The organism is Acidilutibacter cellobiosedens (assembly GCF_004103715.1).
GTDB classification, from domain to species: Bacteria; Bacillota; Clostridia; order Tissierellales; family Acidilutibacteraceae; genus Acidilutibacter; species Acidilutibacter cellobiosedens.
The window spans coordinates 417,033-441,247 of record NZ_CP035282.1; the positions used below are offsets into that span (position 1 = coordinate 417,033).

23 protein-coding genes and 1 pseudogene are annotated in these 24,215 nt (G+C 30.5%); 18 read left to right on the forward strand and 6 right to left on the reverse strand.

Annotation, left to right across the window (positions count from 1 at the left end):
* Positions 1 to 96: 96 nt before the first annotated feature.
* The 3 genes and pseudogenes from EQM13_RS02035 to EQM13_RS18975 form a co-directional block, all read left to right on the forward strand.
* On the forward strand, positions 97 to 2,649 hold the full coding sequence (locus EQM13_RS02035; RefSeq protein WP_240662982.1) for an ABC transporter permease: 2,553 nt from the start codon (positions 97 to 99) through the stop codon (positions 2,647 to 2,649).
* Between the two features lie 123 nt (positions 2,650 to 2,772).
* Positions 2,773 to 3,351: an ABC transporter ATP-binding protein gene (locus EQM13_RS02040; RefSeq protein WP_454665256.1), complete on the forward strand. Its 579-nt coding sequence runs from the start codon at positions 2,773 to 2,775 to the stop codon at positions 3,349 to 3,351.
* Between the two features lie 225 nt (positions 3,352 to 3,576).
* Positions 3,577 to 3,921, forward strand: a pseudogene (locus tag EQM13_RS18975) (ABC transporter transmembrane domain-containing protein); the annotation flags it as partial.
* Here EQM13_RS18975 and EQM13_RS18380 read toward each other — a convergent pair.
* The 3 genes from EQM13_RS18380 to istA are packed head-to-tail and all read right to left on the reverse strand — an operon-like array spanning position 3,911 to position 6,342.
* Entirely contained in the window at positions 3,911 to 4,087 is a 177-nt protein-coding gene (locus EQM13_RS18380; RefSeq protein WP_170177300.1) for a hypothetical protein, read from the reverse strand. The pseudogene EQM13_RS18975 and the gene EQM13_RS18380 sit on opposite strands and share 11 nt — an antisense overlap.
* A gap of 18 nt (positions 4,088 to 4,105) precedes the next feature.
* Positions 4,106 to 4,831 carry an IS21-like element helper ATPase IstB gene (gene istB / locus EQM13_RS02050; protein ID WP_128751668.1) on the reverse strand — a complete coding sequence of 242 codons (726 nt, stop codon included), beginning with the start codon at positions 4,829 to 4,831 and terminating at the stop codon, positions 4,106 to 4,108.
* A complete protein-coding gene (gene istA / locus EQM13_RS02055) occupies positions 4,825 to 6,342 on the reverse strand; it encodes an IS21 family transposase (protein ID WP_406565237.1) in 1,518 nt (505 codons plus the stop codon). Before istA ends, istB begins: the two co-directional genes overlap by 7 nt.
* Before the next feature lie 169 nt (positions 6,343 to 6,511).
* On the opposite strand from istA, the gene EQM13_RS02060 reads away from it, so the two are divergent.
* Positions 6,512 to 7,729 (forward strand): ABC transporter ATP-binding protein, encoded by a 1,218-nt coding sequence (locus EQM13_RS02060; protein ID WP_255417561.1) that lies wholly within the window; start codon positions 6,512 to 6,514, stop codon positions 7,727 to 7,729.
* Positions 7,730 to 7,778: 49 nt separating this feature from the next.
* Here the strand turns inward: EQM13_RS02060 and EQM13_RS02065 are convergent, their stop codons facing one another.
* From EQM13_RS02065 to EQM13_RS02075, 3 genes are all read right to left on the reverse strand, one after another.
* Positions 7,779 to 8,003: a hypothetical protein gene (locus EQM13_RS02065; protein ID WP_128751811.1), complete on the reverse strand. Its 225-nt coding sequence runs from the start codon at positions 8,001 to 8,003 to the stop codon at positions 7,779 to 7,781.
* Entirely contained in the window at positions 7,990 to 9,090 is a 1,101-nt protein-coding gene (locus EQM13_RS02070) for a M56 family metallopeptidase (protein ID WP_128751812.1), read from the reverse strand. Before EQM13_RS02070 ends, EQM13_RS02065 begins: the two co-directional genes overlap by 14 nt.
* Positions 9,091 to 9,154: 64 nt before the next feature.
* The gene (locus EQM13_RS02075) at positions 9,155 to 9,568 is read right to left on the reverse strand and encodes a BlaI/MecI/CopY family transcriptional regulator (protein ID WP_071139848.1); all 414 of its coding nucleotides are present in this window, start codon (positions 9,566 to 9,568) and stop codon (positions 9,155 to 9,157) included.
* A 316-nt stretch (positions 9,569 to 9,884) separates the two neighbouring features.
* On the opposite strand from EQM13_RS02075, the gene EQM13_RS02080 reads away from it, so the two are divergent.
* The 14 genes from EQM13_RS02080 (at position 9,885) to EQM13_RS02145 (ending at position 24,210) form a co-directional block, all read left to right on the forward strand.
* A complete protein-coding gene (locus tag EQM13_RS02080) occupies positions 9,885 to 11,120 on the forward strand; it encodes a radical SAM/SPASM domain-containing protein (protein ID WP_128751813.1) in 1,236 nt (411 codons plus the stop codon).
* Positions 11,111 to 12,133: a radical SAM/SPASM domain-containing protein gene (locus EQM13_RS02085; RefSeq protein ID WP_128751814.1), complete on the forward strand. Its 1,023-nt coding sequence runs from the start codon at positions 11,111 to 11,113 to the stop codon at positions 12,131 to 12,133. The genes EQM13_RS02080 and EQM13_RS02085 overlap by 10 nt, the downstream gene beginning before the upstream one ends.
* A gap of 86 nt (positions 12,134 to 12,219) precedes the next feature.
* Entirely contained in the window at positions 12,220 to 12,399 is a 180-nt protein-coding gene (locus tag EQM13_RS02090) for a hypothetical protein (protein WP_128751815.1), read from the forward strand.
* A gap of 16 nt (positions 12,400 to 12,415) precedes the next feature.
* Positions 12,416 to 14,989, forward strand: a complete 2,574-nt coding sequence (locus EQM13_RS02095) for an ABC transporter permease (RefSeq protein ID WP_128751816.1) — start codon at positions 12,416 to 12,418, stop codon at positions 14,987 to 14,989.
* 81 nt (positions 14,990 to 15,070) lie between these two features.
* Entirely contained in the window at positions 15,071 to 15,733 is a 663-nt protein-coding gene (locus tag EQM13_RS02100) for an ABC transporter ATP-binding protein (RefSeq protein WP_128751817.1), read from the forward strand.
* Between the two features lie 29 nt (positions 15,734 to 15,762).
* A complete protein-coding gene (locus EQM13_RS02105; protein ID WP_128751818.1) occupies positions 15,763 to 16,374 on the forward strand; it encodes a S8 family serine peptidase in 612 nt (203 codons plus the stop codon).
* A 21-nt stretch (positions 16,375 to 16,395) separates the two neighbouring features.
* The gene (locus tag EQM13_RS02110) at positions 16,396 to 16,782 is read left to right on the forward strand and encodes a hypothetical protein (RefSeq protein ID WP_128751819.1); all 387 of its coding nucleotides are present in this window, start codon (positions 16,396 to 16,398) and stop codon (positions 16,780 to 16,782) included.
* A 30-nt stretch (positions 16,783 to 16,812) separates the two neighbouring features.
* The gene (locus EQM13_RS02115; protein WP_161567150.1) at positions 16,813 to 18,924 is read left to right on the forward strand and encodes an ABC transporter permease; all 2,112 of its coding nucleotides are present in this window, start codon (positions 16,813 to 16,815) and stop codon (positions 18,922 to 18,924) included.
* A gap of 407 nt (positions 18,925 to 19,331) precedes the next feature.
* Positions 19,332 to 19,736 (forward strand): ankyrin repeat domain-containing protein, encoded by a 405-nt coding sequence (locus EQM13_RS02120; protein ID WP_128751821.1) that lies wholly within the window; start codon positions 19,332 to 19,334, stop codon positions 19,734 to 19,736.
* 216 nt (positions 19,737 to 19,952) lie between these two features.
* The gene (locus EQM13_RS02125) at positions 19,953 to 21,977 is read left to right on the forward strand and encodes a BglG family transcription antiterminator (protein WP_128751822.1); all 2,025 of its coding nucleotides are present in this window, start codon (positions 19,953 to 19,955) and stop codon (positions 21,975 to 21,977) included.
* A 13-nt stretch (positions 21,978 to 21,990) separates the two neighbouring features.
* Positions 21,991 to 23,124, forward strand: coding sequence for an amidohydrolase/deacetylase family metallohydrolase (locus EQM13_RS02130; protein ID WP_161567151.1), 1,134 nt, complete (start codon positions 21,991 to 21,993; stop codon positions 23,122 to 23,124).
* A gap of 12 nt (positions 23,125 to 23,136) precedes the next feature.
* The gene (locus EQM13_RS02135) at positions 23,137 to 23,490 is read left to right on the forward strand and encodes a PRD domain-containing protein (RefSeq protein WP_128751824.1); all 354 of its coding nucleotides are present in this window, start codon (positions 23,137 to 23,139) and stop codon (positions 23,488 to 23,490) included.
* A gap of 55 nt (positions 23,491 to 23,545) precedes the next feature.
* Positions 23,546 to 23,917 carry an SFCGS family glycine-rich protein gene (locus EQM13_RS02140; protein ID WP_128751825.1) on the forward strand — a complete coding sequence of 124 codons (372 nt, stop codon included), beginning with the start codon at positions 23,546 to 23,548 and terminating at the stop codon, positions 23,915 to 23,917.
* A 5-nt stretch (positions 23,918 to 23,922) separates the two neighbouring features.
* Positions 23,923 to 24,210 (forward strand): DUF4312 family protein, encoded by a 288-nt coding sequence (locus tag EQM13_RS02145; protein ID WP_128751826.1) that lies wholly within the window; start codon positions 23,923 to 23,925, stop codon positions 24,208 to 24,210.
* Positions 24,211 to 24,215: the final 5 nt, after the last annotated feature.

The following is a 24,215-nucleotide window of genomic DNA, read 5'->3' on the forward strand; positions in this document are numbered from 1 at the left end:
TATTGTAAATTAAATACATTAAAATTATTAAACAGACAATTAATTTTTAAATTGATTATCTGTTTATATTGTCTTTATAGAGAGGTGGAAAGTTTGATGATAATTAAATTGGCTTTTTCCTATATAAAAAAGCAGAAAGGAAAAACTATAGCACTTTTAGCCAGCGTAGGATTAGCGGTTATGTTAATCTTTTCAATGTTTGTAATCAGGGATTCGGGATACGACAGCCAGATAAGAGAAGCAAAAAACTTACATGGAGATTATAATCTGTTTTTTGATGACATTGATATGAATTCGGTAGAAGAACTGAAAAAACAGAAAGAGGTAAAAAAATTAATCAGTGTGAGATATTTATGCGAAGTAGTTAACACTAATAATGGAGTTATACTTGATTTAAATACATTTAATAAAGATTATATTGATTCCCTCAATTATAAATTTATAGGGAGAAAGCCTATAAAAGACGGAGAAATAGTAATAGAAGAAGAAGCAACAGAACAAATGGGGATTAAAGATCCTTTAAATAAAGAGATTGACTTAATGGTATTAAACAAGTATTTGGATAAAGACAATATTTCGCAAATAGACAGCGGAAATAAAAGATTTAAAATTGTAGGTTTGATACAGAAACCGGAAAAATATTATAAATCATTAAATGGTTTTAAGGGACAAGCATTTATTTCAGAAGAAACAAATCTGACTATAACGAAAACTGAAGATACATATAAAGGGAATATATATCTTCATAATAAGAAAGACGAATCTGCTTTTTTAGATAAAATGTATAAAAAATTAAATCTTGAGGATTACAATTTATTCTATAATGTCGAAGTATTTCAAGGAGAAGTTTATAAAATCGTTACCAAATATAGCATAAAAAATATTGAAAACTCAATTATTTTAATTATTGTATCATGCCTTGTTATATACAATATCTACAACATTATATTATCGGACAGGATAAAACAAATTGGAATGTTGAGAGCTATAGGCATGTCAAATAAAGATATTAAAAGAATGTTTCGAGTATCAAGTTTATTTTATATAATATTTGGGACGCTAATAGGCATATTAGCAGGTACAGTTTTTTCATATATAGGCGTAAGAATGATATATGGATATAGTACAGTTCTATCAATAGAAAAAGAGAGCATAATTTTTTCTTTCTTAGTTTCGATAATAGCAGTATCCGTTTCAAACTTTATAATAGTCAGAAAAACATTGAGAATGTCCATAATTGAGTCCATAAACAAAAGCGATAAGGTTAAAAAGAGATCAAGAGCAAATATAGATGAAAGAAAGAAAATGAAGGGAAATATATTAATTAAATTTGCCAACGGAAATATCTGGAGAAATAAATCTAAAACAATTTTAACAATTACAGCGATGTTTTTAGTTAGCGCTATATTTATACAGACGTCTGTCATTAACGATCGAATGAAGTTAACAACCAATATAACAAGTGGACTTAGGCCTATGTCCTATGGAAATGTTGATATAACCTTAAGCGGTAATTATCGAAATACGGAAGATATATTTTATAATATAAATGCTCCCATTATACAAAAAATAAAAAAATTAAAAGGTGTAAAAAAAGTCGAGCCTTTCTTCTATAACCAAGATAGTTTTTTGTCAATCAGTAAGAAAAGAGTATCTGATGATTTAATAAAAGAGTTAAGACGACAAGAGCAAAAATACTATTCTGATTATGATAAGGAATATCCTCTTCTTGTAAAGGGCTATAATAAAAATTTGTTAAAAAATATAAACAGGTTTATTGCCAAAGGAGAAAATATAATAGAGGAAAAACCGGGAGACTATAAAAAAGTACTATTGATTAACAACATTTATTCCAGAGGTATTCACTCATATTCAACAAAAGTTATAAAAGATGTAAATGTGGGAGATGTTTTAGAAATAAAATTGCCTGTTTACAGAGACGGAGTAGAGAGATATGAAAAATTTAAAGTAGAGGTTTCAGGCATAATGGATAATACTTATATCGCAACCCAAGATGGTGACCCGGAGTTTACGGGAGGACAGATAATCTTTAGGAAAGACGATTACAGGGAGTTAACCGGCCAGCAAAACTACAATAAACTTTTTGTGGCTGTTGAAGATGGAGAACTTGAATCTGTTGAGGGAAAAATAGAGCAAATGGTTAAAGACTATTCCTTTTCTTCAGTAGGGGGAAAAAATGAAAATAAGAAGTATATAGCGCGAACATCAGAAGAAAAGTTGGATATCATATATCAGTTTTTAATGATTCTCATATTATCTGTTAATATTATTACCATTGTGAGGAGCAATATTATATTAAGGACAAAAGAATTATCAGTTTTAAGAGCAATTGGAATGAGTATCAGAAATTTAAAAAAGGCAGTACTGGTTGAATCTGAAACATATGGTATCATTGCTTCTGTATTAGCTGCAATTTTTGGCATATATGACTATAATAAAGGCATTGTAAGAATAAATAATACGATGTTAGAAGATGGATATAATCAAACTCTTTCATACGGCATTCCTTTTAAACAGATACTGATAGTTTTTATAGTTTCTGCTGTAATGTGTTTTATTGCAGTATATGTTTCTAAAGATAAAATTGAAAAGCTTAACATAATTGAAGGAATTTCAGAAAATGAATAGTGAGGTAATAAAAGTGAAAATGTTAAAAACAATTGATTTAAACAAGATTTATGGGGAGGGGAAAATGAAGTTTATGCTTTAAAAGGCGTAAATATAGAAATTGAACCGCATAAATTTATATCTATAGTAGGGCCAAGCGGATCCGGCAAAAGTACTTTTTTACATTGTGTTGCCAGCCTTGATAGGCCAACATCAGGGAAAGTCTATTTAGACGATATGGATATATATAATTTAAATGATGATAAATTATCGCAAATAAGAAGGCAGAAATTTGGATTCATATTTCAAAATTTCAACCTCATCCCGGTAATAAACGTATATGACAACATAATATTGCCGGTTTCAATAGATAAGAAGAAAGGAAACAAGGAATATATAAATAATCTCATAGAAAAGCTTGGCTTGAAATCACAGATAATGAAATTTCCAAACGAACTTTCGGGAGGACAGCAGCAAAGAGTGGCAATAGCAAGAGCTCTTGCAAATAAACCTTCTGTAATATTTGCAGATGAGCCTACAGGAAACTTGGATTCAAAGACAACCGTAGAAGTAATGGAAATATTGAAAATGTGTGTAAGTGAATTTAATCAAACTTTAGTTATGATAACTCATAATGAGGATATAGCAAAAACTGCCGACAGAATATTAACTATAATCGATGGGAAAATAATTGATGATTTGAGGAATAAAGAAATGGTATAGATAAATGTTATAATTATCAATATTTTAATTTCGTTTGTTATTTGGTTAACAAGTAAATATTTGTTTTAGACTAAGATAATGATGGGAAGATAATGTATGATAGTAAAAAAGAGAAAAAGAGAAAAAGATAAGTATAAAAACATAATCAGATTTTCTAAACTTTTAATTAAAAAAAATAAAATACAACTTATTATTGCATTTATATTAGTAATTTTAACAAGTATAATGGATTTAATATTACCTCAGTTTACTAAATATATAATTGATTATGGCATAATGAAAAAAAGTATAACTTTAACTTTTAAATTTATATCTTTATCTTTTATAATATCTATTTTATCAGCATTACTTAATTTTATGCTTGAATATTTATATTCAATAATGAAAAATAAAGTTACAATAGACCTAAGAATAAAAATTTTAGATCATTTATCAAAATTATCAGGTAATTATTACTTAAATATAAAAACTGGAAATATGCTATCAATAATCCAAGATGATATAAATATAATAGAAAATTTTGATTCAAGTCTTATATTTTCTATTGTTGCCAATTTGCTTACATCCGCAGTATCAATTGTTTTATTAGTTGGAATGAAATTGGATCTATTTTTAATGGTTCTTGTTCTTCAAGTATCTCTAGTATGTTTTTTGCAAGAGGAAATTCCTCACTTTTGCAAATTTTTTTCCTCACCCCATAGGTGGGGAATTTTTGATCATTGCAGCCATCTTTCAACTTTTTATTCTGCGGTTACTAAGCCGAAATACTTGATTCTCTCATCCTGTTGCTCTCCCCGGGGAAAAGCAGCAGGTGACAGTGGTGTAAAACTCTATCCAGTATTGCGGCTGTCATATCTTTATCATAAAAAACATTTATCCATCTTGAAAATTCAATATTAGTGTTTATAATCAGTGTTCTTTGTTCATAGCATTCGGATATAAGTTCAAACAACAGCCGGGCTCCTGTTACATCAAGGGGTACATATCCCCATTCATCACATATAATCAGTTCCGCTTTCATAATCTTTTTCATAAAACTGCTTAAGGTTCCTTCTTTCTTTGCTTCCGACAGTCTGTTAACTAATGCTGCCGTACGGTAAAAACGGGTTTCCATCCCTTTTTTACAAGCTTCTACTCCTAATGCTATGGATAAGTGAGTTTTCCCTGTACCTACATTTCCGTACATTATGATATTTGTTTTGCTTTCACAAAACTTTAACTCCTTTAAATACTCCGGTGTAACACCTGGAGGCAGGCTTATTTCATCAAACTTGAATCCGTTAAATGTTTTTATACTATAGAATCCTGCCTTGCTTATTAGTTTATCTATTCTTGCTGTTTTTCTGTGTTCTATTTCTTCCTGCAGTAGTTTAAGTAAAAATTCCTGATGATTTTCCCCTTCCGTTGTCTGTGCCTGTTCTGCCAGGTTTTGACTTAATCTGAGACGTTTACAGCATTCTCTGATTTCTTTATCTAACATGTCCTTTTACCCCATTTTTTCAATGCCTTATCATACTTTGATAAATCTGTTTTCGTAGGTTTCAGTCGGGGTATTCTGCTTTCTGTTTTCATCGGAGGTAATTCCCTTATCTCACTGCATAAATGCCTGTGCATGCTTATCAGGCTGTCTACATCCACTGCATCATAACATAGTACTTGGGTTACTGTTTGTGCTGCATTCTCAAAACCATTTTTCTCTGTTAATGAAGCTATTACGGATAGTATCTTCCCTCTCTCGCTTCTTTTACATTTATCCAGGTATTTCTTCATATCTTCCGGCATAATGTTATAGATACCACTATATTTTAGTGCCCCAGGACGTTTGGCAAGCTGCCTCAGATAGGGAAGCCACTTCATGCTTTGCTGTTTATGATCTCCGTATAATCTTTTGTGCCGAACAATTTCGTTTTGATTTTCATCCATAGGTATCACATATAAAGATGTAATTTTGATTACAACACGGGTATTTGCGTATTTTGGTGAAACGGAATATTCATGTAATCCATTGTTTAAATAAAATCGCCCATATCCGTTTGTATGTACTATATGATATCCTGCTGTATCAAACTCTGTTGCAGGCAGCGGTAAAAAATTCTTTTTATCTTCTTCAAACAATTTACTGATAAAATCTGCTTTCCTGTAATGCTCCCTGTTTCCGTCTTCATTACATTTGACAAGTAATTCCTCGTTATATTTCCTTAATTCCTGAAATCTCGGAATGGGGACTAACATATTTCTCCTGTGGTATCCTACTTTTGATTCAACATTCCCCTTTTCATGCCCTGCCTCAGGATTACAGAATACAGTATCAAAACCGTAATGTTCCCGAAATCTCATGAATTTTTCAGTCAGGTTACGGCTTCCTTCTTTCAGTATTTTGGTTACAATCGTCTTCGTATTGTCAAACCATAACCGGGTTGGAACACCTCCTATATATTCGAATATTGCTTTCAATCCTTCCAACAAACATTCAATATTTTCTCCATAGAATAACTGAAGATATCCCTGATTACTGTATGGGAAAGATACATTCAGATATTTTCCGTCATGAAGTACGCCATTTTCATAAAACTGTGCATCCCCGAAATCAACCTGTGCTTCACCCGCAGGGTGCTCCAACGGCAAATATCCTTCTTTTTCGGTATGAAAAATTTCCTTTTTCTTTAATGTTACAAAAGCCGCTACTGTCCGGTAAGAACAGTCAAAACCTTCGATTTCTTCTTTCAGTCTGTTATAGACCCTGGTGGCTGTATGACGTTGTTTCTTTTTTGCTTTCTTATCATTCTCCAGCCATTGGGTAATAATTGACTTGTAAGGATCAAGTTTAGAAAATTCCATATTTGTTTTAACTGCAGGAACAGGCTTGTTCCAATCATTTTTATTAATATACTCCCTTATTGTTTTTCTGTCATAACCGGTTTCACGGGATATTTGAGATATATTTTTCCCTTCCTCAAAGTAAAGTTTTCTGATATCATATATTTGTGCCATTGTTAGCATCTCCATTTCCTCCTTGCAATCTAATCAATTACAAGGATAATATATTGGTCAGATGTCTGCAATGGCATTTGCAATATTGGGGAAATTACCTCTGCAAAAGTGGGGAATTCTACTTTGCAATATTGGGTAATTTTATTTTACAGCAAACACTCTAGTACTTATTCAAAATAAACTTACTAACAAAATTGCTAATCAAACTAATATAATTAGAAAAAAATATGGTGAAAATTCAAGCTTAATACAAGAATATATATCTAATATTATGAATATAGTATTGTCAAAATCAAAGCTTAAGTTTTTTAAAACTTATTTAAGAAAAGAAAAAGATCTTATAAAAAAATATATAAATATAGATATGACAATAGGAGGAAACATGTTAATTGCAAAAATTTTTAGTGCTTTAATTATGGTTTGTATATATGGATATGGCGGATATATAGTAATAAAGGGGAATATGACATTAGGTACATTACTTGCTTTTCAAGAATATACTACTATGTTTATAGGCCCTTGTATAAATATAATTAGGGCAAATAATAGAATTCAGCAAACTAAAGTATCGATTGATAGAGTTTATTTTTTGCTTGATGAAGAATCTGATATTAAAATAAACGATAAAGGATATAAATTGCTGAAAGGGAATATAAACGAAATTGAATTTAAAGATGTTTATTTTAAATATTTAAATAAAGAAAAGGCAGATAGTAATTATGTATTAAAAGATATAAATCTTATGTTTAAAAAAGGTGCTACATCAGCGATTGTTGGTGAAAGTGGATGCGGAAAAACAACCTTGGTAAATTTAATCTATAGATTCTGGGATGTTAATGAAGGAAAAATATTAATAGATGGAATAAATATTAAAGATATAAATCTTCTCACTCTTAGAAAGAGTATTAGTGTTGTAAGTCAAGATATTCTTATGCTTGATGATAGTATTAGAAATAATATAATTCTTTCCAGCACGATAAATGATGAAGAAATACTTAGAATTTGCGAGGTAGTTGGTTTAACCGATTTTGTGAAAGGTTTAAAAGATGGTTTAGATACCGTAATAGGAGAAAAAGGCGTAAAAATATCAGGTGGACAAAGGCAAAGAATCTCAATAGCAAGGGCTCTTGTAAACGATAACGATATACTTGTTTTTGACGAAGCTACATCCGCCCTTGATAATATATCACAAGCCTATATATTAAAAAATATGAAGAAATATATGCAAGATAAAATAGTAATAATTATTGCACATAGACTCTCGACAATTAAAGATGCAGATAATATATATGTATTGCACAATGGAAAAATAGTTGAGTCTGGTAATAAAGAAGAATTAAAATTAAATGATGGAATATATAATAAACTTGTAAAAGCTGATGCATAGAATTTAAAGGTTTTAATATCTACACAACTGTCTAAAATGGAGTCTTGTTTTAATAGTAAGGTTCCAATTCGCCAATCCGTTTTTCTTTTGAATAATTATATCGGCATCTGTATAATTTTCCGTTCACTTTTTTGTACCTCCAGCCGATAATATAGGGAAACGGAGTTATTAAGTGATCGGATTGTGGTGAAGCAAAGACATCTCTGGGTAAGAGAGTTATGCCAATACATATTGAAATAACACACACAGATATTTTCCTTCTAATTTCTTTCATCCTTTTGCACCTCTTTTATATTTTTATATATGGGTAAGTCTGCAGGCAAATTTTTAACATCATTGACAGTAACAAAGAATTTATTATTGACATAAAGATCATAAGTATTGTCTCGATTTTTAACTAAATATGAATTTTCCTTTGTAAGCTCAACCGTATCGGAAGCATCTTTAGGAGATATAGAATAAGGTTCAAATACAAAACAAAAAGATAAAACAACCAACAATAATACCGGCATAACCATAAAAAAGACATTCTTCAATTTGAATTTTTCTTTTTGTGTGGAATTTTCCAAAACTATGTGAAATCGCTGAGAAAGAGTAGAAACGTTTTCGCTGTCAAAGTTTAGTACCACTTTATTCACATATTTACCAGTATGATGTTTTGCTATTTTTAGAAGACATTCCAGATATTCAATTCGTTTCGATTCACACATTGATTTTGTGGCAGTGAGATCCGTATGTATTTCAAGTACTTTGGATACTTGTCTCCTTAACATATATATAAAAGGATTCCACCAATATATAATACATAAAAATTCAACAATTACTTTAATCAATAAATCGCCATGGTAGTAGTGGGCTACCTCGTGGCTAAAAATGTAGTACCATTCGTTTTCCGAAAGTTCTATTTGAGGAATAACGATCCATGGTTTCCGTATACCCAGTACCATGGGAGTAGAGACAAGATTAGCTTGTATAATTTTAAAACTCATCGGCTTACTGTAGTTTTGAAGTACTTTCCGCAAAGCACCTTGAATCTCTGGATTTCTTACCACAGGAAATTTATTTATCACTTTTGTAAAATTTTTATAAATGATTATTGCTTTACTCAATTGGATGATTGATCCCATTAACCAAATTAAACCCATAATATGCAGAAGACAGATATTATGACTATTTAGTTTTAATATTGGTTTTCTAAAGGGAAAAACAATTTTTGGAAGAAGACGTTTGAAAATTAAATTATTCGAAAAGGAAAATTCAAAAGGAATCAGCAGCCTGATAACAATAACAAAGATGCAGAAAAATAATGCACCAATTCCAAGTTTTTTGATTGAATTATTATTTCGTAAAAAGAAGTACATTAAAACAATCGATATACTACTAAAAAAAAGAATAGTTAAAAAAGCAGTAAAAGAGAAGGACGTTTTAATTCCCTCCTTTCAGACGTTTTTTTCTTTCTTCAAGCATTTTTTCAAGCTCTTCTATAACAGCTTCCTCGTTTTTTTCGTGCTCCAGCAAGGTAGCAACAATAGTGGGCGTGGGAATATCTTTATTTAAATTTTGAAACTGTTTGACAAATTGTTTAAGAAAAAAATCGTGTGAACTTATAGTCGGTTTATATCTGCGGGAAAGAACAGTTCCGCTATGAACAATATCGGAAACCTCAATAAGCTTTTTTTTCAGCAGATTTCTTAAAACAGCCTGAGCCGTATTTATACTTATGGAATTATCTATTTGGGGGATGTCTGAGGCCAGCAACGGTTTTTCAGCAGACCATAAAATATTCAAGATATCTAATTCTCTCTCAGTTAATTCAAAACGATTATTTTGTTTTGGCATTGAAAACTCTCCTTTTATAAAATTAATATTAAAATCATTTTCAATTTCATTATAAACATAAAAATAAAATATGTCAATTTTCAGCATATTATTAAATTATAAAAAACATTATATATATACTTGACAAAATATGAAATATATGATTTAATGATATTTTAAATTAAATACATTAACAGTATTTTAACTGTATTATAATTCAGACATAATAGTAAAAAGAATAATATAGTTTTGGATAATAAACAGACTGTGAATAAATAATGGATGATCATTTTTATAAGTGAATCTAAAGAATTATTTTTAAAATGGGGTGTACAGAATGAACCTTCCAAAGATTGCTTTTAGTAATTATACACGCACTATTGAATATGATAATAAAGTTGTAATATATAATAGAAAAAATGGACAATGGATTAGGGTGTCGAAGGAAGTATATGATATATTTAAATATGCCGTAAATAATAAATTAAATATTAATGAATTAAATAACTGCATAGTAAATGATGAAGATAAAAAGTTTATGACAGAAGTCTATAACAGACTTTTTAATAAAAAGCTTGTTAATAATACTTTTAAATCTAATAATATTAAATCCATCAGTTTTGAACTGACTAATAGATGTAATTTGAAATGTATCCATTGTTGTGTAGATGCGGATATTAATCATAGATATGAACTCTCAACAGTACAGATAAAAACTCTTTTTGATAGGGTACTACCTTGGAACTCTGATTCAATAATGTTGAGTGGGGGAGAACCCATGATTAGAAAAGATTTTATAGAATTATTAATATATTTAAGAAATAAGTATAGCGGGGAAATAATATTAGCAACTAATGCAACATTAATCGATGATGAAAATATAAACTTTTTAGTAGAAAATGTTGATAAAATAGATATTAGTATCGACGGCATTGATGAAAAAAGCTGTTCACAAATTAGGGGTAAGGGTGTATTTAAAAAAGTTATAAAGAATATAGAAAAATTGAAAAAGGTGAACTATAATAATATAACTTTGTCGATGGTTGTAGGTGATAAAAATGAGGACATGGAAGAAAAGTTTATTGAATTAAACAAAAGTTTGGGGACTCATCCTGTGCTAAGGAGATTCTCCCCTATAGGTAGAGGGAAATATAATGATGGGTATTTTTTAGATGATAGTGGAGGAAAATTTTTTATATCTAAAAAGTATCTTTCCGACGATTATAGCGGCCCGATTAATATATGTACATGCAGTGCAGGGAGTGAAGAAGTTATCGTAAGATATAATGGGGATGTTTATCCTTGCCCTAGTTTTATGAACGAAAATATGTTATTAGGGAATTTATGTTCGGATGATTTTGCCGATAAATTATTTACCAAAAATTATGATTTGTTAGAGGATGTTATTTATAAAAGATTTTCGGAATGCCGAGATTGTAAAGTTAATATATTTTGTTGGACTTGTCCGGGAAGCTTGGTAGATATTAAAAATATTAGAAATTTTTCTAATAGGTGTGATAAATTAAAACCAATTTTATTTAAAAGAGTGTGGGGCGAATATTTATGTCAATAACGTTATGGATCACAAATAAATGTAATATGAATTGCAAGTATTGTTATGTAGGTGATGAAAAAAGTAATTTTTCTATGCCAAAACTAATTATTGATAAGTCGATTGAATTTATATTTAAAAATTTTGGTAAATATAAAGATAACGTGAATGATTATCTTATGGTAAGATTTCATGGAGGAGAACCATTAATTGAGTTTAATTTAATAGAAGATATAGTAAAAAAAATAAATTATAGAAAGAAAGATAAAAATTTTAAATTTGCGATAACTACAAATGGTACGATATTAGATAAAGATATAATTTTATTTTTAAAGAACGAAATATACGACTTAACGGTTAGTTTAGATGGGAACAAAAAAACGCAGGATACTATGAGGCCTTTTAAAGATGGCAATAGCAGTTTTGAAAAAGTTTTAAAAAATGCTGAAATTTTAGAAAGAGAAATCGGTAACATTAGAATTAGAATGACCTATGATTCAAATACTGTTTATAATCTTTATGATGATATTAAGTTTTTAATTGATGAAGGCTTTAAATATATTGTACCGGCCAGCAATAATTATGATATTAATTGGGATGAGGATGATGTGGAATGTTTGAAAATAACAATAATTAAGTTGAGAGAATATATAAAGGCAAGGGGAACATCAAATGTTCATATATCATTATTAGAAAAACCTCAATATATTAATAAAGGAAAATGTAATATGGGGAATAAAAGCATAAATATATATTCAAACGGAGATTTATATCCATGTATTGCTTCTTCCGGCAGGAAAGGGTTTAAAATGGGGAATATTTTTTCTGGTTTAGATGAAGATAGAAGAAATAAAATAATATATGAATCAGAATGTGAAAGAGAATGTGCATGCAGAGGCTGCAGTATATATAATTATTGTGACGGCTCAAGATGCAGAATAGTAAATAAACTGACTACAGGTGATTATTTTACTCCCCCGGCAATACATTGTGCAGTTGAAAATCTTAAATATAGTTTAAATAAATATGTATGAACTATATTTTTAAAGATTAATTCCGGCAATAATAATTTGCTGTAATTACCGGAATAAATAAATCAAATCGGGAAGGAGGGGAGAATATGCTGAAGATTAAAAAAATTAATGATAAAAAATTAGTCGATATTATTGCACAAGATAATTGTACTAAGCCAGGAGAAAGTGTTGTTTTCCAAAGAGGGCAAGACTGTCAAGACGATTGCCATAAGCAGGGCGAAGCACCAAGTTTCACAAGTACATGGACTCAATTTGTATTTTGTTAATGAGGAGGCATATTATATGTTTAAATTATCATTAAAATATATAAGGTATTATAAAAAAAGGGCTTTTTCTATTTTGATTGGGATGATTTTAAGTGTTGCTGTTATTGTAAGTATAACAATATTAAATAAAAGTGCCAATCAGGCAGATGTTGACCGTGTAAAATACGATGGAGGGAGTTATAATACTGTTTTTAAAAATTTAGACAATACAAGGATGAAAAAAATTAAAAAAGACAAGTCAATAAAAGACAGAGGATTTGCAGGGTACTATGATTCCGTTGCCTTAAGTGATGATTTTTATTTATATGTTATAAGAGCAAATACAGAATACATAAAATTAGGAAGTTCTTTCGATGAGAGTTCATTTATCAAAGAAGGAAGGTATCCTAAAAATGATAATGAAATTGCTGTTGAAGAGTGGGTTTTAAACGTACTTGGAGAAGAACCCAAGGCAGGCAGTGATGTAAAGCTTAAACTGAAAGACAGAAATGAAGAAAAGATGTATAAGTTAGTCGGTATATTAAGAGACAGGCCTGAATTTAAAAGGACAATGACACTTCAGGTATTTTTACCCATTCCTTATAATTATAATTTTGAGGGAAATACGAATGTGGCCATGGTAACTTTTAAGGATGAAAACAGCATAAATAAATCAACAGCCTTACTGTCCAAGAAACTAAATATTAAGAGTGATGACATAATAAAAAACATGGAATTAATAGAGGTTTACAAAAATTTAAATAATATTGACAAAAATACTGTTTTTTCGTTTTTTATAATATTAGCAGTTTCTTTTATAGTTATATACGGAATATACAGTATATCCATCCTTCAGAGGATATCGGAATACGGAATTTTATTGGCTGTAGGGAGTAACAAGAAACAGCTTATAGGAATAACATTATGTGAACTGTTTGTTTTAAGTGCCGTAAGTATTCCAGCAGGTTACTTGTTGGGATTAATCGGCTCAAAATTATTAAGCGGTTTAGTCGGAAATGTATTCACAGAAGGAGCCGTCACTATAAGGAAGCTTGTTATACCAAAGGAAGCCTTCATTATACCTGTGGTTGTTATAGTATCAGTTATATTTATGATTACTTTGGCAATATATATGACCATATCAAAGATATCACCCATAGAAGCCATAAGAAAAAATTTAGGCAGGGAAAAAGTTACAAGGAAGAAAATACATAAAAAAGCAGCTCCAATGAGTAATCTGTCCGTATATTCAGTTATAATTATAAGGAATATTCTTTCCAACAGCAAAAGCTTTTTGATGATTGTTTTGTCAATAAGTATTGCGGGAGTGTTGTTTGTAAACGCAAGCTATTTGAGCTTTATGGAAAGGAGACAGGCAGACAATATAGCAGACATGATAGGGTATAATTCGGACTATAAGATAAATTTTGTGCCCGGTGCAAAAAAAACGGATGGATTGAGCAGTGAAGAATTAGAAAAAATAAAATCCTTAAAGGGAGTAAAAAATTTATCAGCCATACAGACAATATATTCTAGACTGTTGACAAGCAGGGTACATATATCGGAGCCAATGTATTTTGAAGACATAAACAGTAAGCCTTATATAAAAGAAATAATGAACGGCATGTTAGTCAGAAATTTAAAAGCAACGGACAAATCAGAAGAATATATTTTGAAAAATAATATGTACGGATATGATGATAAATCCCTTGACAAACTGAAAAAATACTTGGTAAAAGGTGAGATTGACGTTAACAAGATGAAAAAAGAAAATATTGCTGTTATAAGGATACCAAATCCTATCAATACAGCAAATAAAAATCCTTATGTTGCAAACTTTAAAATAGGAGACAAAATAAGAATTGCCTTTTCAACCAAAGGAACGAACTCGGAAGAAGATTGGAAAGTCAATTATAATGATGAAAGCTATGAATATAAGGAATACACTGTGGGAGGGATAGTAAACAACCTTTTAGATTATGATAATTATTATACCACGGACAACAGTGTTGATGTTGTTTTATCTTCAGATATATTTAAAAGGGATACAGGAATAATCCAATATAAAATTATAAGTATCAACAAAGAAAGAGGAATAAATCACAATGTTTTAAACAACAAAATCAAATCGGTAATTGAGAAGAAACCGGGAGTTATTCTAAGAGATTTGGACAAAGAAATAGAAAACTTTAATATACTGAATAAAAATAAGCAGAGATTTATGAATGCAATTGTAATGGTACTGTTTATTATGGGAGTATTTAATATAGCAAACAACATTAAATACAATATAGCATCTCGAATGAAGGAATTTGGGATGCTGAGAGCTGTTGGCACTACAGATGAAGGCCTTAAGGGTATGTTTTTGAGGGAAGGTTTCTTATACGGCGCTATATCGAGTATGGCGGTAGTTATATTCGGGGTGCTTGTTCAGTATATCTTATATAAGAAATATTTAACTATATATATAAACCCTGTTTTTAAGATACAATGGAGGGAATATTTCTTTATTATTATTGTAAATTTTATAATAACAATTTTAACAACATATTTATCATCTGTGAATATAAGAAAAACGGCAGTAGTAAATATGATAAGAAATAATGAATAAAAATTAAAAAAGCAAGGAAAGTTGTAAATAAATTGAATTGAGTATTATAAAATAGAAAAATAATGAGAGGAGATTTAATTTATGCCTATATTAAAAACTGTAAACTTAAATAAGATTTACGGAGAAGATGAAAATAGAGTATATGCATTGAAGGATATAAATATGAGAGTAGATAAAGGAGAGTTTGTAGCAATAATAGGACCCAGCGGAAGCGGGAAATCGACGCTTCTTCATCTTCTGGGAGGTCTTGACAGACCAACGGAAGGTACCGTTGAAATAAACGGAGATGATATATATAAATTTTCGGAGGATATGCTGGCTAAATACAGAAGAACAAATATAGGGTTTGTATTTCAGCAGTACAATTTAATATCCGTATTAGATGCAAGAGAAAATATAGAGCTGCCAATAAGACTTGATAAAAAAATACCTGATAAAGAATATATAGATAAACTGATAAATTTTTTGGGACTCACTGAAAGACAAGAACATTTTCCAAATCAGCTTTCAGGAGGGCAGCAGCAGAGAGTAGCTATAGGAAGGGCGTTGGCAGCAAAGCCAAGTATAATACTTGCAGACGAACCTACGGGGAATTTGGATACAAAAACTACTGAAGAAGTAATGGAACTTCTTGAAATGTCCAGCAGAGAATTCAATCAAACGCTGATAGTTATAACTCACAATACCATTATAGCGAAGAAAGCAGAGAGAGTGATTTCCATAGTAGACGGAGAAATTCAATAGATGTTTTATAGTAGATAAAGGTGATACATATGAAAAATAAAGTAAAGGCAGTACTGATGGATACGGGAGTTGATAAAAATCACGAATATTTGAAAGATAATATAATAGGAGGAATGTCTTTTAGCTGTGATGATGAATATATAACGGCGGATGATAATTATGAAGATAAAAACGGCCACGGGACTTCCTGTGCCTCCGTTATAAAGAGAGAATTCAAGGATGTGGAAATATTTGCGGTGAAAGTCCTTGATGAAAAGGGAAGGACAAACATACAGATATTAGAAGAAGCCTTAAAGTATTTCTTGGATAAGAATTTCAGGCTTATAAATTTGAGCTTGTCGGTTATAGAAAATGAAGAAGTGGAAGACTTGTACGGAATATGCGGGAAGCTGAAAGAAAAAGGCAAGATAATTGTATGTTCCCTTGCAAACGGATTTGAAAAAAGTTATCCTGCTTCCTTTGATAATGTTATAGGTGTTAAGGGCTTTATATTGGAAGATGAAAACTCTTTCTGGTACAGCAAAGATAAAGATATCCAGTGCATCATGGACAATAACCCGTATATGAACTGCAAACCCGATAATTCTTACAGCCTGTTCAGAAAATACAACAGTGCATTTTGTATTCAAGAAAGAGAGTGAATAATAAACATGGTTGAGAGTATGAAATTATCTTTAAAGTATATAAAGAAATTTTCCACAAGAACCTTTGCGATATCATTAAGCATCATATTAAGTATGCTTTTGATAGTAGGTGTGGGGATTTTATCCCAGAGTGCAAAAGTTTTGGAAGTTGAATATCTTAAATATGATAATGGAAATTTTCATGTAGTATATTCAGAAATAAACAAAAAACAGTTAGAAGAAATAAGAAACACAGAAGGTATAAAGAATATAGCTGTTAAATCATTTTATGATGGATTTAATTATAATGACATTCTATTTATTAGTTTGAATTGTGTTGATGAAAATTATCTTCCTATAAATAATTCCAAAATTATAAAGGGCAGGCTTCCTAAAAATGAAAATGAAATAGCTTTAGAAACATGAGTTATAAGTAATTTGGGAATTAAACCAGATTTGAATCAAACTATAGATGTGAAACTGGAAAACAGAAACGAACGGAGACAGTACAAACTTGTTGGGATAATTGAAGATATAGTCCGAAACAAAACCGCAGGAGTAACTGAAGGCATAGTAGGTAGATCTTCTGAAGAAACGAATACAAATGGATTAAAAGCCTATGTAGAATTTAATGAAAATGTAAATATAATGAATTCTACAAATAATCTTTCAAAGAAAATAGGTTTAGATAAAGATCATATATATAAAAATAAAATGCTTATAGATGTATTAAATCAGACGGGAAAGATAGATAGAAATATGTTATTTTTTTCTATACTTGTATCTTTTGTATCTGCTATTGTAATATACAGCATTTTTAATATATCAATGTATCAGAGAATAAAAGATTATGGAATAATAAGGGCAATCGGAGGAAGTAAGGCTCAGATATTTAAGCTTATACTGTCAGAATTGTTGATAATATCTTCAGCAAGTATACCAATTGGTATATTGGTAGGAATTTTAAGTGCCAAGGGACTCGGCTCGATATTTGGAAAGTTGTTTACCGAATTTGAAATAAGTAACCTTAAAATAATTATACCAAAAGAGATAATATTATTGGCAGTAGTACTTGTATTGATTTTAATAATTATTATATCTGCGTGGATATCATCAAGAGTATTAAAGATATCACCAGTAGAAGCCATATCTAAAAATTTTAAAAGTAATAAGAAAAGCACAAAATCAATTTTCTCTGTGAATGTACTGTCTAAATTTATATCATTTAATAAAATACTTTCATTTAAAAACATAGAAAGGGATAAAAAAGGCGCTTTAATAACCGTATTATCTATGACAATGGGAAGCATTCTTTTTATGGTTTCAAGTTATTATGGAAATATACAACAACAGCAAATAAATGAAAAATTAAAAATAGGGAAAATGTATGATGATTATAAATTAGTTACAAATGGCAATCTTGATATGAATGCCGGACTTAGCAAAGATGAGGTAAAAAAGCTGAAAAATTTGGAGGGAGTAAGAGAAGTAGTTTCCTACAAGACATTATACGGAAGAATATTTTTAGACAAAGATATTATTTACCAGAATTTTATAGAGTTTTTAAGGGACATGAACAGAAAAGAGGAAGGTACTATGATATTTATAAAAAAAGATGAAAAAAGTTCCAAAATGGTAATGGTAAGTACTTTGTGGGGACTTAATGATGAGTCTTTAAAAAATCTTGACTCGAAATTATTGGAAGGAAATGTTGATTTAACCAGGATGAAGAAAAAACCTGTTGCCATACTGTGTACCCCTTTTAAGGGAAATAGAAAGATAATAGATGCAAATGTTGGAGATACCATAAGAGTTTCTTTCAGAAAAGACGGAGAGCCAGTAAAAGGATTTTGGACTATGGAAGATGAAGGAGAATATGTGGAACAAGAATTTTTAATAGGAGGGATAATTACTTATGATGATTTTCCCACTTCTGATGACTATTATTCAGCTTATGGGTTAGGAGCAGATATGATTGTGTCAGAGAATATTTTTGATAAGCTAAGCGGATTTAAACCTTATAGAATAATAACAGTAAATAAGGAGAAAGGTTATGACAATAGAGGGCTTGAAAAGAAAATTATTAGTATAGCAAGGCAAGGAAAAGGAGTTACGGTAAGGGATTTTACTACTCAGAGAAAAGAAATGAATAAATATGGAGAAACGAAAATGACATTTTTATATGTTATATCATTGGTGCTGTTTATAATAAGCATGTTTAATATAATAAATAACATAAGCTATAGTCTGATATCAAGGACAGGAGAATTCGGAATGATAAGAGCTGTAGGGCTTACAAATAAAGAATTCAGACAGATGATAAGAACGGAAGGGATATTCTATGGAATGGTTTCAAGTATATTTTCACTAATAATAGGGATATCTATAGAGCATAGACTTTATGAGTATCATATATGGTCAATTGAAAACCCGAGATTTATTTTACAGTGGAAGACTTATGTTTTAGTAGTATGTGTAAATATACTTATAGGATTGTTATCTACTTATATTCCATCAAGAAAGATAAAAAAATTATCAATAGTCGAATCTATAAATGCTGTGGAGTAGAGAATTCATGAAAGAAGGGCTTAATTAAAGGCTGTAAAATTAAATAAGACCTATTAGAAGTATGATAATAATATTATTATAGATTATCGTTTTAATACTCATTTTTAGTTTATCCAGATTCGGATTTTTTCCTTACGGCACAGATAATGCATTTCTCATAAGAGCGAATAGAATTATAGAAAGAGCTAAAATTATAATAAGTCAGTAAGGAAAGATATGCTATATTTTCGTTGACATTTTTGCTCTTCTAATATATTCTTGGACTAAGAAATTAATAATATTAATAAAGAGTAATTAATTTAATAGATAAAATCAGGAAAACGATTTATTACATTAAAATAAATATTTAGAGTCGTGAAAAACAAAAAAGATACAGGGGGTATATCATATTATAAGGAGGTATTGTAATGAAAAAAAAGACAGGAGCTTATATTACTTTTGCTGCAATTATATTGGCTGCTATGCTATTTGATTTTAGTGGTAAGGGTTTTTCTTTGAGACAAGATAGTACAGTTACAGAAATTGGTTCGTATACTATAGACCAACTGACAAAAGCAGTACAAGAAAATGACGTGAATCTTGTAAACAAAATAATAAAGAGTAAATCCGTAGATATTAACGGAAAGGATTCGGAGGACAAATATCCTATAGAAACGGTACTTGTAATGGGCAACTGTGATATGGCAAAGATTTTATTGGAAGCAGGAGCCGATCCCTATGTTACAACTTCCGACGGAAGAACAGTATATGACATTGTAATGAAAGGAGATAATAAATATTTAAAGGAAATTTTTAGGGAATATAAAAAATAGAGAAGAAATAAGAACAATAAGGTCCGCATATTTTGAAGGTGCGGGCTTTTTTTATTGTTACCAATAAATGCTATAACAAAATTGCACCATCTGATGTGAAGAAAAGCAATCTTTATAAACACATAGCTTTGATATATTATAATATACAGAAATACATGTAACGCATGAAAATTATAAATAGTAAACATATTGCACCATAGAAAGGGAGAAAAGGTTATGTATGTTTTAAATGAAAGGCAAAGTGCTATAATAATGGACTTAGTCAAATCGAGGAATCCTGTTACGGCAAAAGCTCTTTCTTTTAAATACAACGTAAGTATCAGAACTGTCCGCTATGATATTGAAATTGTCGAGAAATGGCTTTATGAAGGAAAGTTTAACTTTGTGAGAAAACATGGGACAGGTATGTGGTTAAACGTTACCGATAAGGAAAGAGAAAATATAAGAATAAAACTTCACGGCACAGACCCTTATGTTAAATTTTTTTCTAAGGATGAGAGAAAGAAGATAGTTATTAAAGAACTATTGAAAAGTTTATCTCCTGTTAATAGCGAATATCTTTGTGAGAAAACCGGAGTGAGCAAGACGACTTTACTGGAAGACATGAGGGAAGTCAGGGAGATGTTAAGCAGAAAGGGAGTTTTTGTGGAAGGGAAACCCGGTATAGGATATGTACTTGAAGGAGATGAAAAAGATATCAGAAAACTTATCAGCCAAATTTTGCTATCGGATTTTGACAGATTTGAATTGATAGATATATTAAATGAGATAAGTTCTTCGAGGCAGATAGACCTTAATGACATTAAGAAAGATTTGAATTTGGCTCATAATATTAATATCGAAGATATAAAAGATGCAATAAGTTCAAGCAAAAAAATTTATGATTTTTATATACCTGACAGTTCGTATATTTCCCTGATAGTTCATATTGCCATCGCGGTGGACAGACTATTAAGCAATCAGGAAATTAAATTGTCCGCCGAAAGAATAAACCTGCTTCAAAGTTACAAGGAATATAAATTGGCAAAAGAAATATCATTAAATTTAGAGAAAACGTATAATATTTCAATTCCGGAAGCGGAAATAGCAAATATAACTTTTCACCTTATATCGGCTAACCTTAAAATGAATTATTTTAATAATAAAAATATCTATGACTCCAATGATGATTTAATCGACGCGGTCAATAATATGATAAATTATTTAAAAAATAAATTGGTACTTCCGCAAAAGAGTTTGGAAAGTTTAAAGGTTGATTTATTGTCCCACTTAAAATTGACCCTCAAAAAAATAGAACTGAATATCCCTAACGAAAATCCTCTGCTGGAACAGATTAAAGAAAATTACAGAAAATATTATACTTTGACTGAAGAGATTGCCCCTATATTTAAAAGAAGTACTGGTATTACTCTAACAGATGATGAAATAGGATATATTACTTTGCATATTGCTGCTCACGGAGAATTCAACAAAGAAAATATGACGAGAAATGTACTGCTGGTATGTACCACGGGAAAGGGAACAGCAAAAGTATTAAAAGCTAAATTAAAAAGAGATATGCCAGAATTGGTTGTTAAAGATACGGTTTCTATTTTTGATTTGGAGGATGGTAATGTTCCTTTAGAAAACATAGATTTTATTATAAGTACTTTCCCGGCATCGGATATAAAGGTACCTGTAATAGAAGTCAATCCAATTATTACAGAGAAAGATATTTCGAGAATCAGAAGCCGTATATACGGGGAAGACTACAGAGTCATGCCTTATATGTTTACGGAAGACGATTACCTGCTGGATTCTTTAATGAGCGTAGTGAATAAATATGTTGATTGTGAAGATCAATATAAGTTAAGAGATGAATTAGGTTATGTAATGGAATTTATAATAAATCATTCCTCCGGAGATAAGGTTTTCAATAATTTCAGTTTAAATAAATCGTCTGAAAATATAGCCTTGATTATGGCAGATATAGGAGAAATGTTGGAAGAATTAAAGGAATATTTAAAAGGTGAAGAAAGTTACTCGAAAATTTGGGGCTTGGCTATACACTTAATAATGGCTATACCTCGTTGGAACAGTAAAAAGGGGAAAAACTATGATGATTTCTCCAAAGATATCATGACAGAGAAGGAAGGAAAGATATATAAAGTTGTATCGCATTATATAAATAAAATAGCTGATAAATATAATATATTTATTCCGGAAAATGAAATTATTTCCATTGTTAAATATTTTGAATAGAGGAGGTAAGAAATTGGATTATAAACAGGTTTTAATAAAAGGAGCAAAGCTGTTGGATTTATCGGAGAAATACAGATACGTAAAAAAGGATGTTCTCATAAAAAACGGTATAATTAATTCTATTGAAGATGATATACCGTATCTTTCAAATATGAAGTTAATCGATGGAAAAGGATATAATCTTTCTCCCGGGTTCATAGATATTCATACTCATGTATATCCTGAGAAGACAAGCCTTGGAATAAAAGCCGATACCGTAGGAGTATATAATGGGGTTACTTCTTTGTTCGATGCGGGAAGTCAGGGCCCGGTCAATTTTGATGATTTTCGCCAAAACGTTATATTGAAAAATATAACGGACGTATACGCTTTCTTAAATATTGCAAAGACCGGGTTGGAAAAAGAAAGATATGAGATAGCGGATTTATCCAATATAGATTTAGATATGGTGAAAGACGTTTATTACAAAAATAAGGATTTTATAAAGGGAATAAAGGTAAGAGCCAGTGCCAGCTGTGTAGGAGAATTGGGAATAAAGCCTGTAGAATTGGCAAAAAAGGTGTCAAAGGAGCTTGGTATTCCTCTTTTAGTCCATATAGGGAATCGTCCTCCTGATATAGATGATGTTTTAAATTTGCTGGAAAAAGGAGATATAGTTACTCATACCTTCCACGGCAAACCAAAGGGAATATTGGAAAACGATAAGATAAGGCCATCATTTTTAAGAGCACGAGACAGAGGCGTTTTATTTGATGTAGGCCACGGCACTTCAAGTTTTAATTTCAACGTTTTCAGAAAAGCCTTTGATGAGAAATTTTATCCTGATTTAATAAGTACAGATATTTATAAAGATAACTATAATGGTCCGGTTTTTAGTTTGGAGCAGACAATAAATAAACTTATCGGCATGGGAATGACTATAGAAGATTGTATTTATAAAGTTACTTATGTTCCTGCAAGACATTTAGGATTAGATAAGGTGGGAAGTTTAAAAGTCGGATTTAAAGCTGATTTAACCTTATTTAGGATAGAACAAAAAGAAAGGACTTATGTGGATTCGGAAAAAAATTTGTTGAAGACTTCAAAAGGTATAGATATTGATTATGTATTAAAAAACGGAGTTTTAATTGAATCAGGGAAAAATTAGGAGGCCGCTGTTATGGAAATATTAGACGAACTAAGAGAAAAGCTAAACATTAATGACGACGAATACAAAGAAATGGAAAATATAATTAAAGGTATGGAGAAAGTTCTGAATACCAAAGGTATTTACTTTAATGATCAACTGAAAATAGGATTTTATTCTCATATGGTCAGCTTTGTAAGGCGGTTGAAAAACAAAGAATTGGTTACAGACGCAGATTCAAGTTCAGTATTATCTCAAATAAAGAAAGAAAATATGGATTTAGCGTCTGACCTTATAAAGCCTCTGTTTAAAAAATACGGCGCTGATTATAACAAAGAGGAAATAATATTGATAGCTATTTATATACAAACGGCAAGTAAAGATTAAACTTTATTTTTACAGATAAAAATTACTAAAGATATTTATGGAGGAGGTTAAAAATATGGGGAAACAAGTAGTGGTTGTAATCGGAGATAGACTTGGAAAAGGACAAAAAGTAGCTAAAGGGGTAGAAGCTTCAGGAGGAAAGGCTATCTGTATTCCGGGAATGGGTGCTGATATGAAAGTCGGAGACGTAATGAAGGAAAATAATGCAGATTTCGGTATCAGCTTTTGCGGAAGCGGTGGAGCAGGAGCCTTGATGGCTTCAAATAAATACGGCTTTAAGGCAATTCACCATCTCAGAAGTATAGAAGCGGGAGTTACGGCTATAAAGGAAGGATATGAAGTTTTAGGTTTTGGTTTTATGGATAGGGAGGAGCTGGGACAGAAATTAGCGGAAGAATATATCAAAATCCATAATAAAAAGGAGTAATAAATATGGAGAAAAGACAGTGTATGAAGGAGGTTGAAAAAAATTTAACCATAACTGCTCAGGGAAATTCCATAAAAACGGCTTACGGAAATATATTTTCTATATTGAGGAAGAAAGTTTACAGTGAAGTGGAAGGCCTTATTATTTATATGGAACCTTTAAATGTCTATGAATTGGAAGTTAAGAAACATTCTTATACCGAGAAGTTTTTAGGACTGTTTATGCCGAGGGAAAAGAATAACTGTGAGGTTACGGCAGAAATAGTTGTAAAAATAAAATATATTCAATGTTGAGGAGG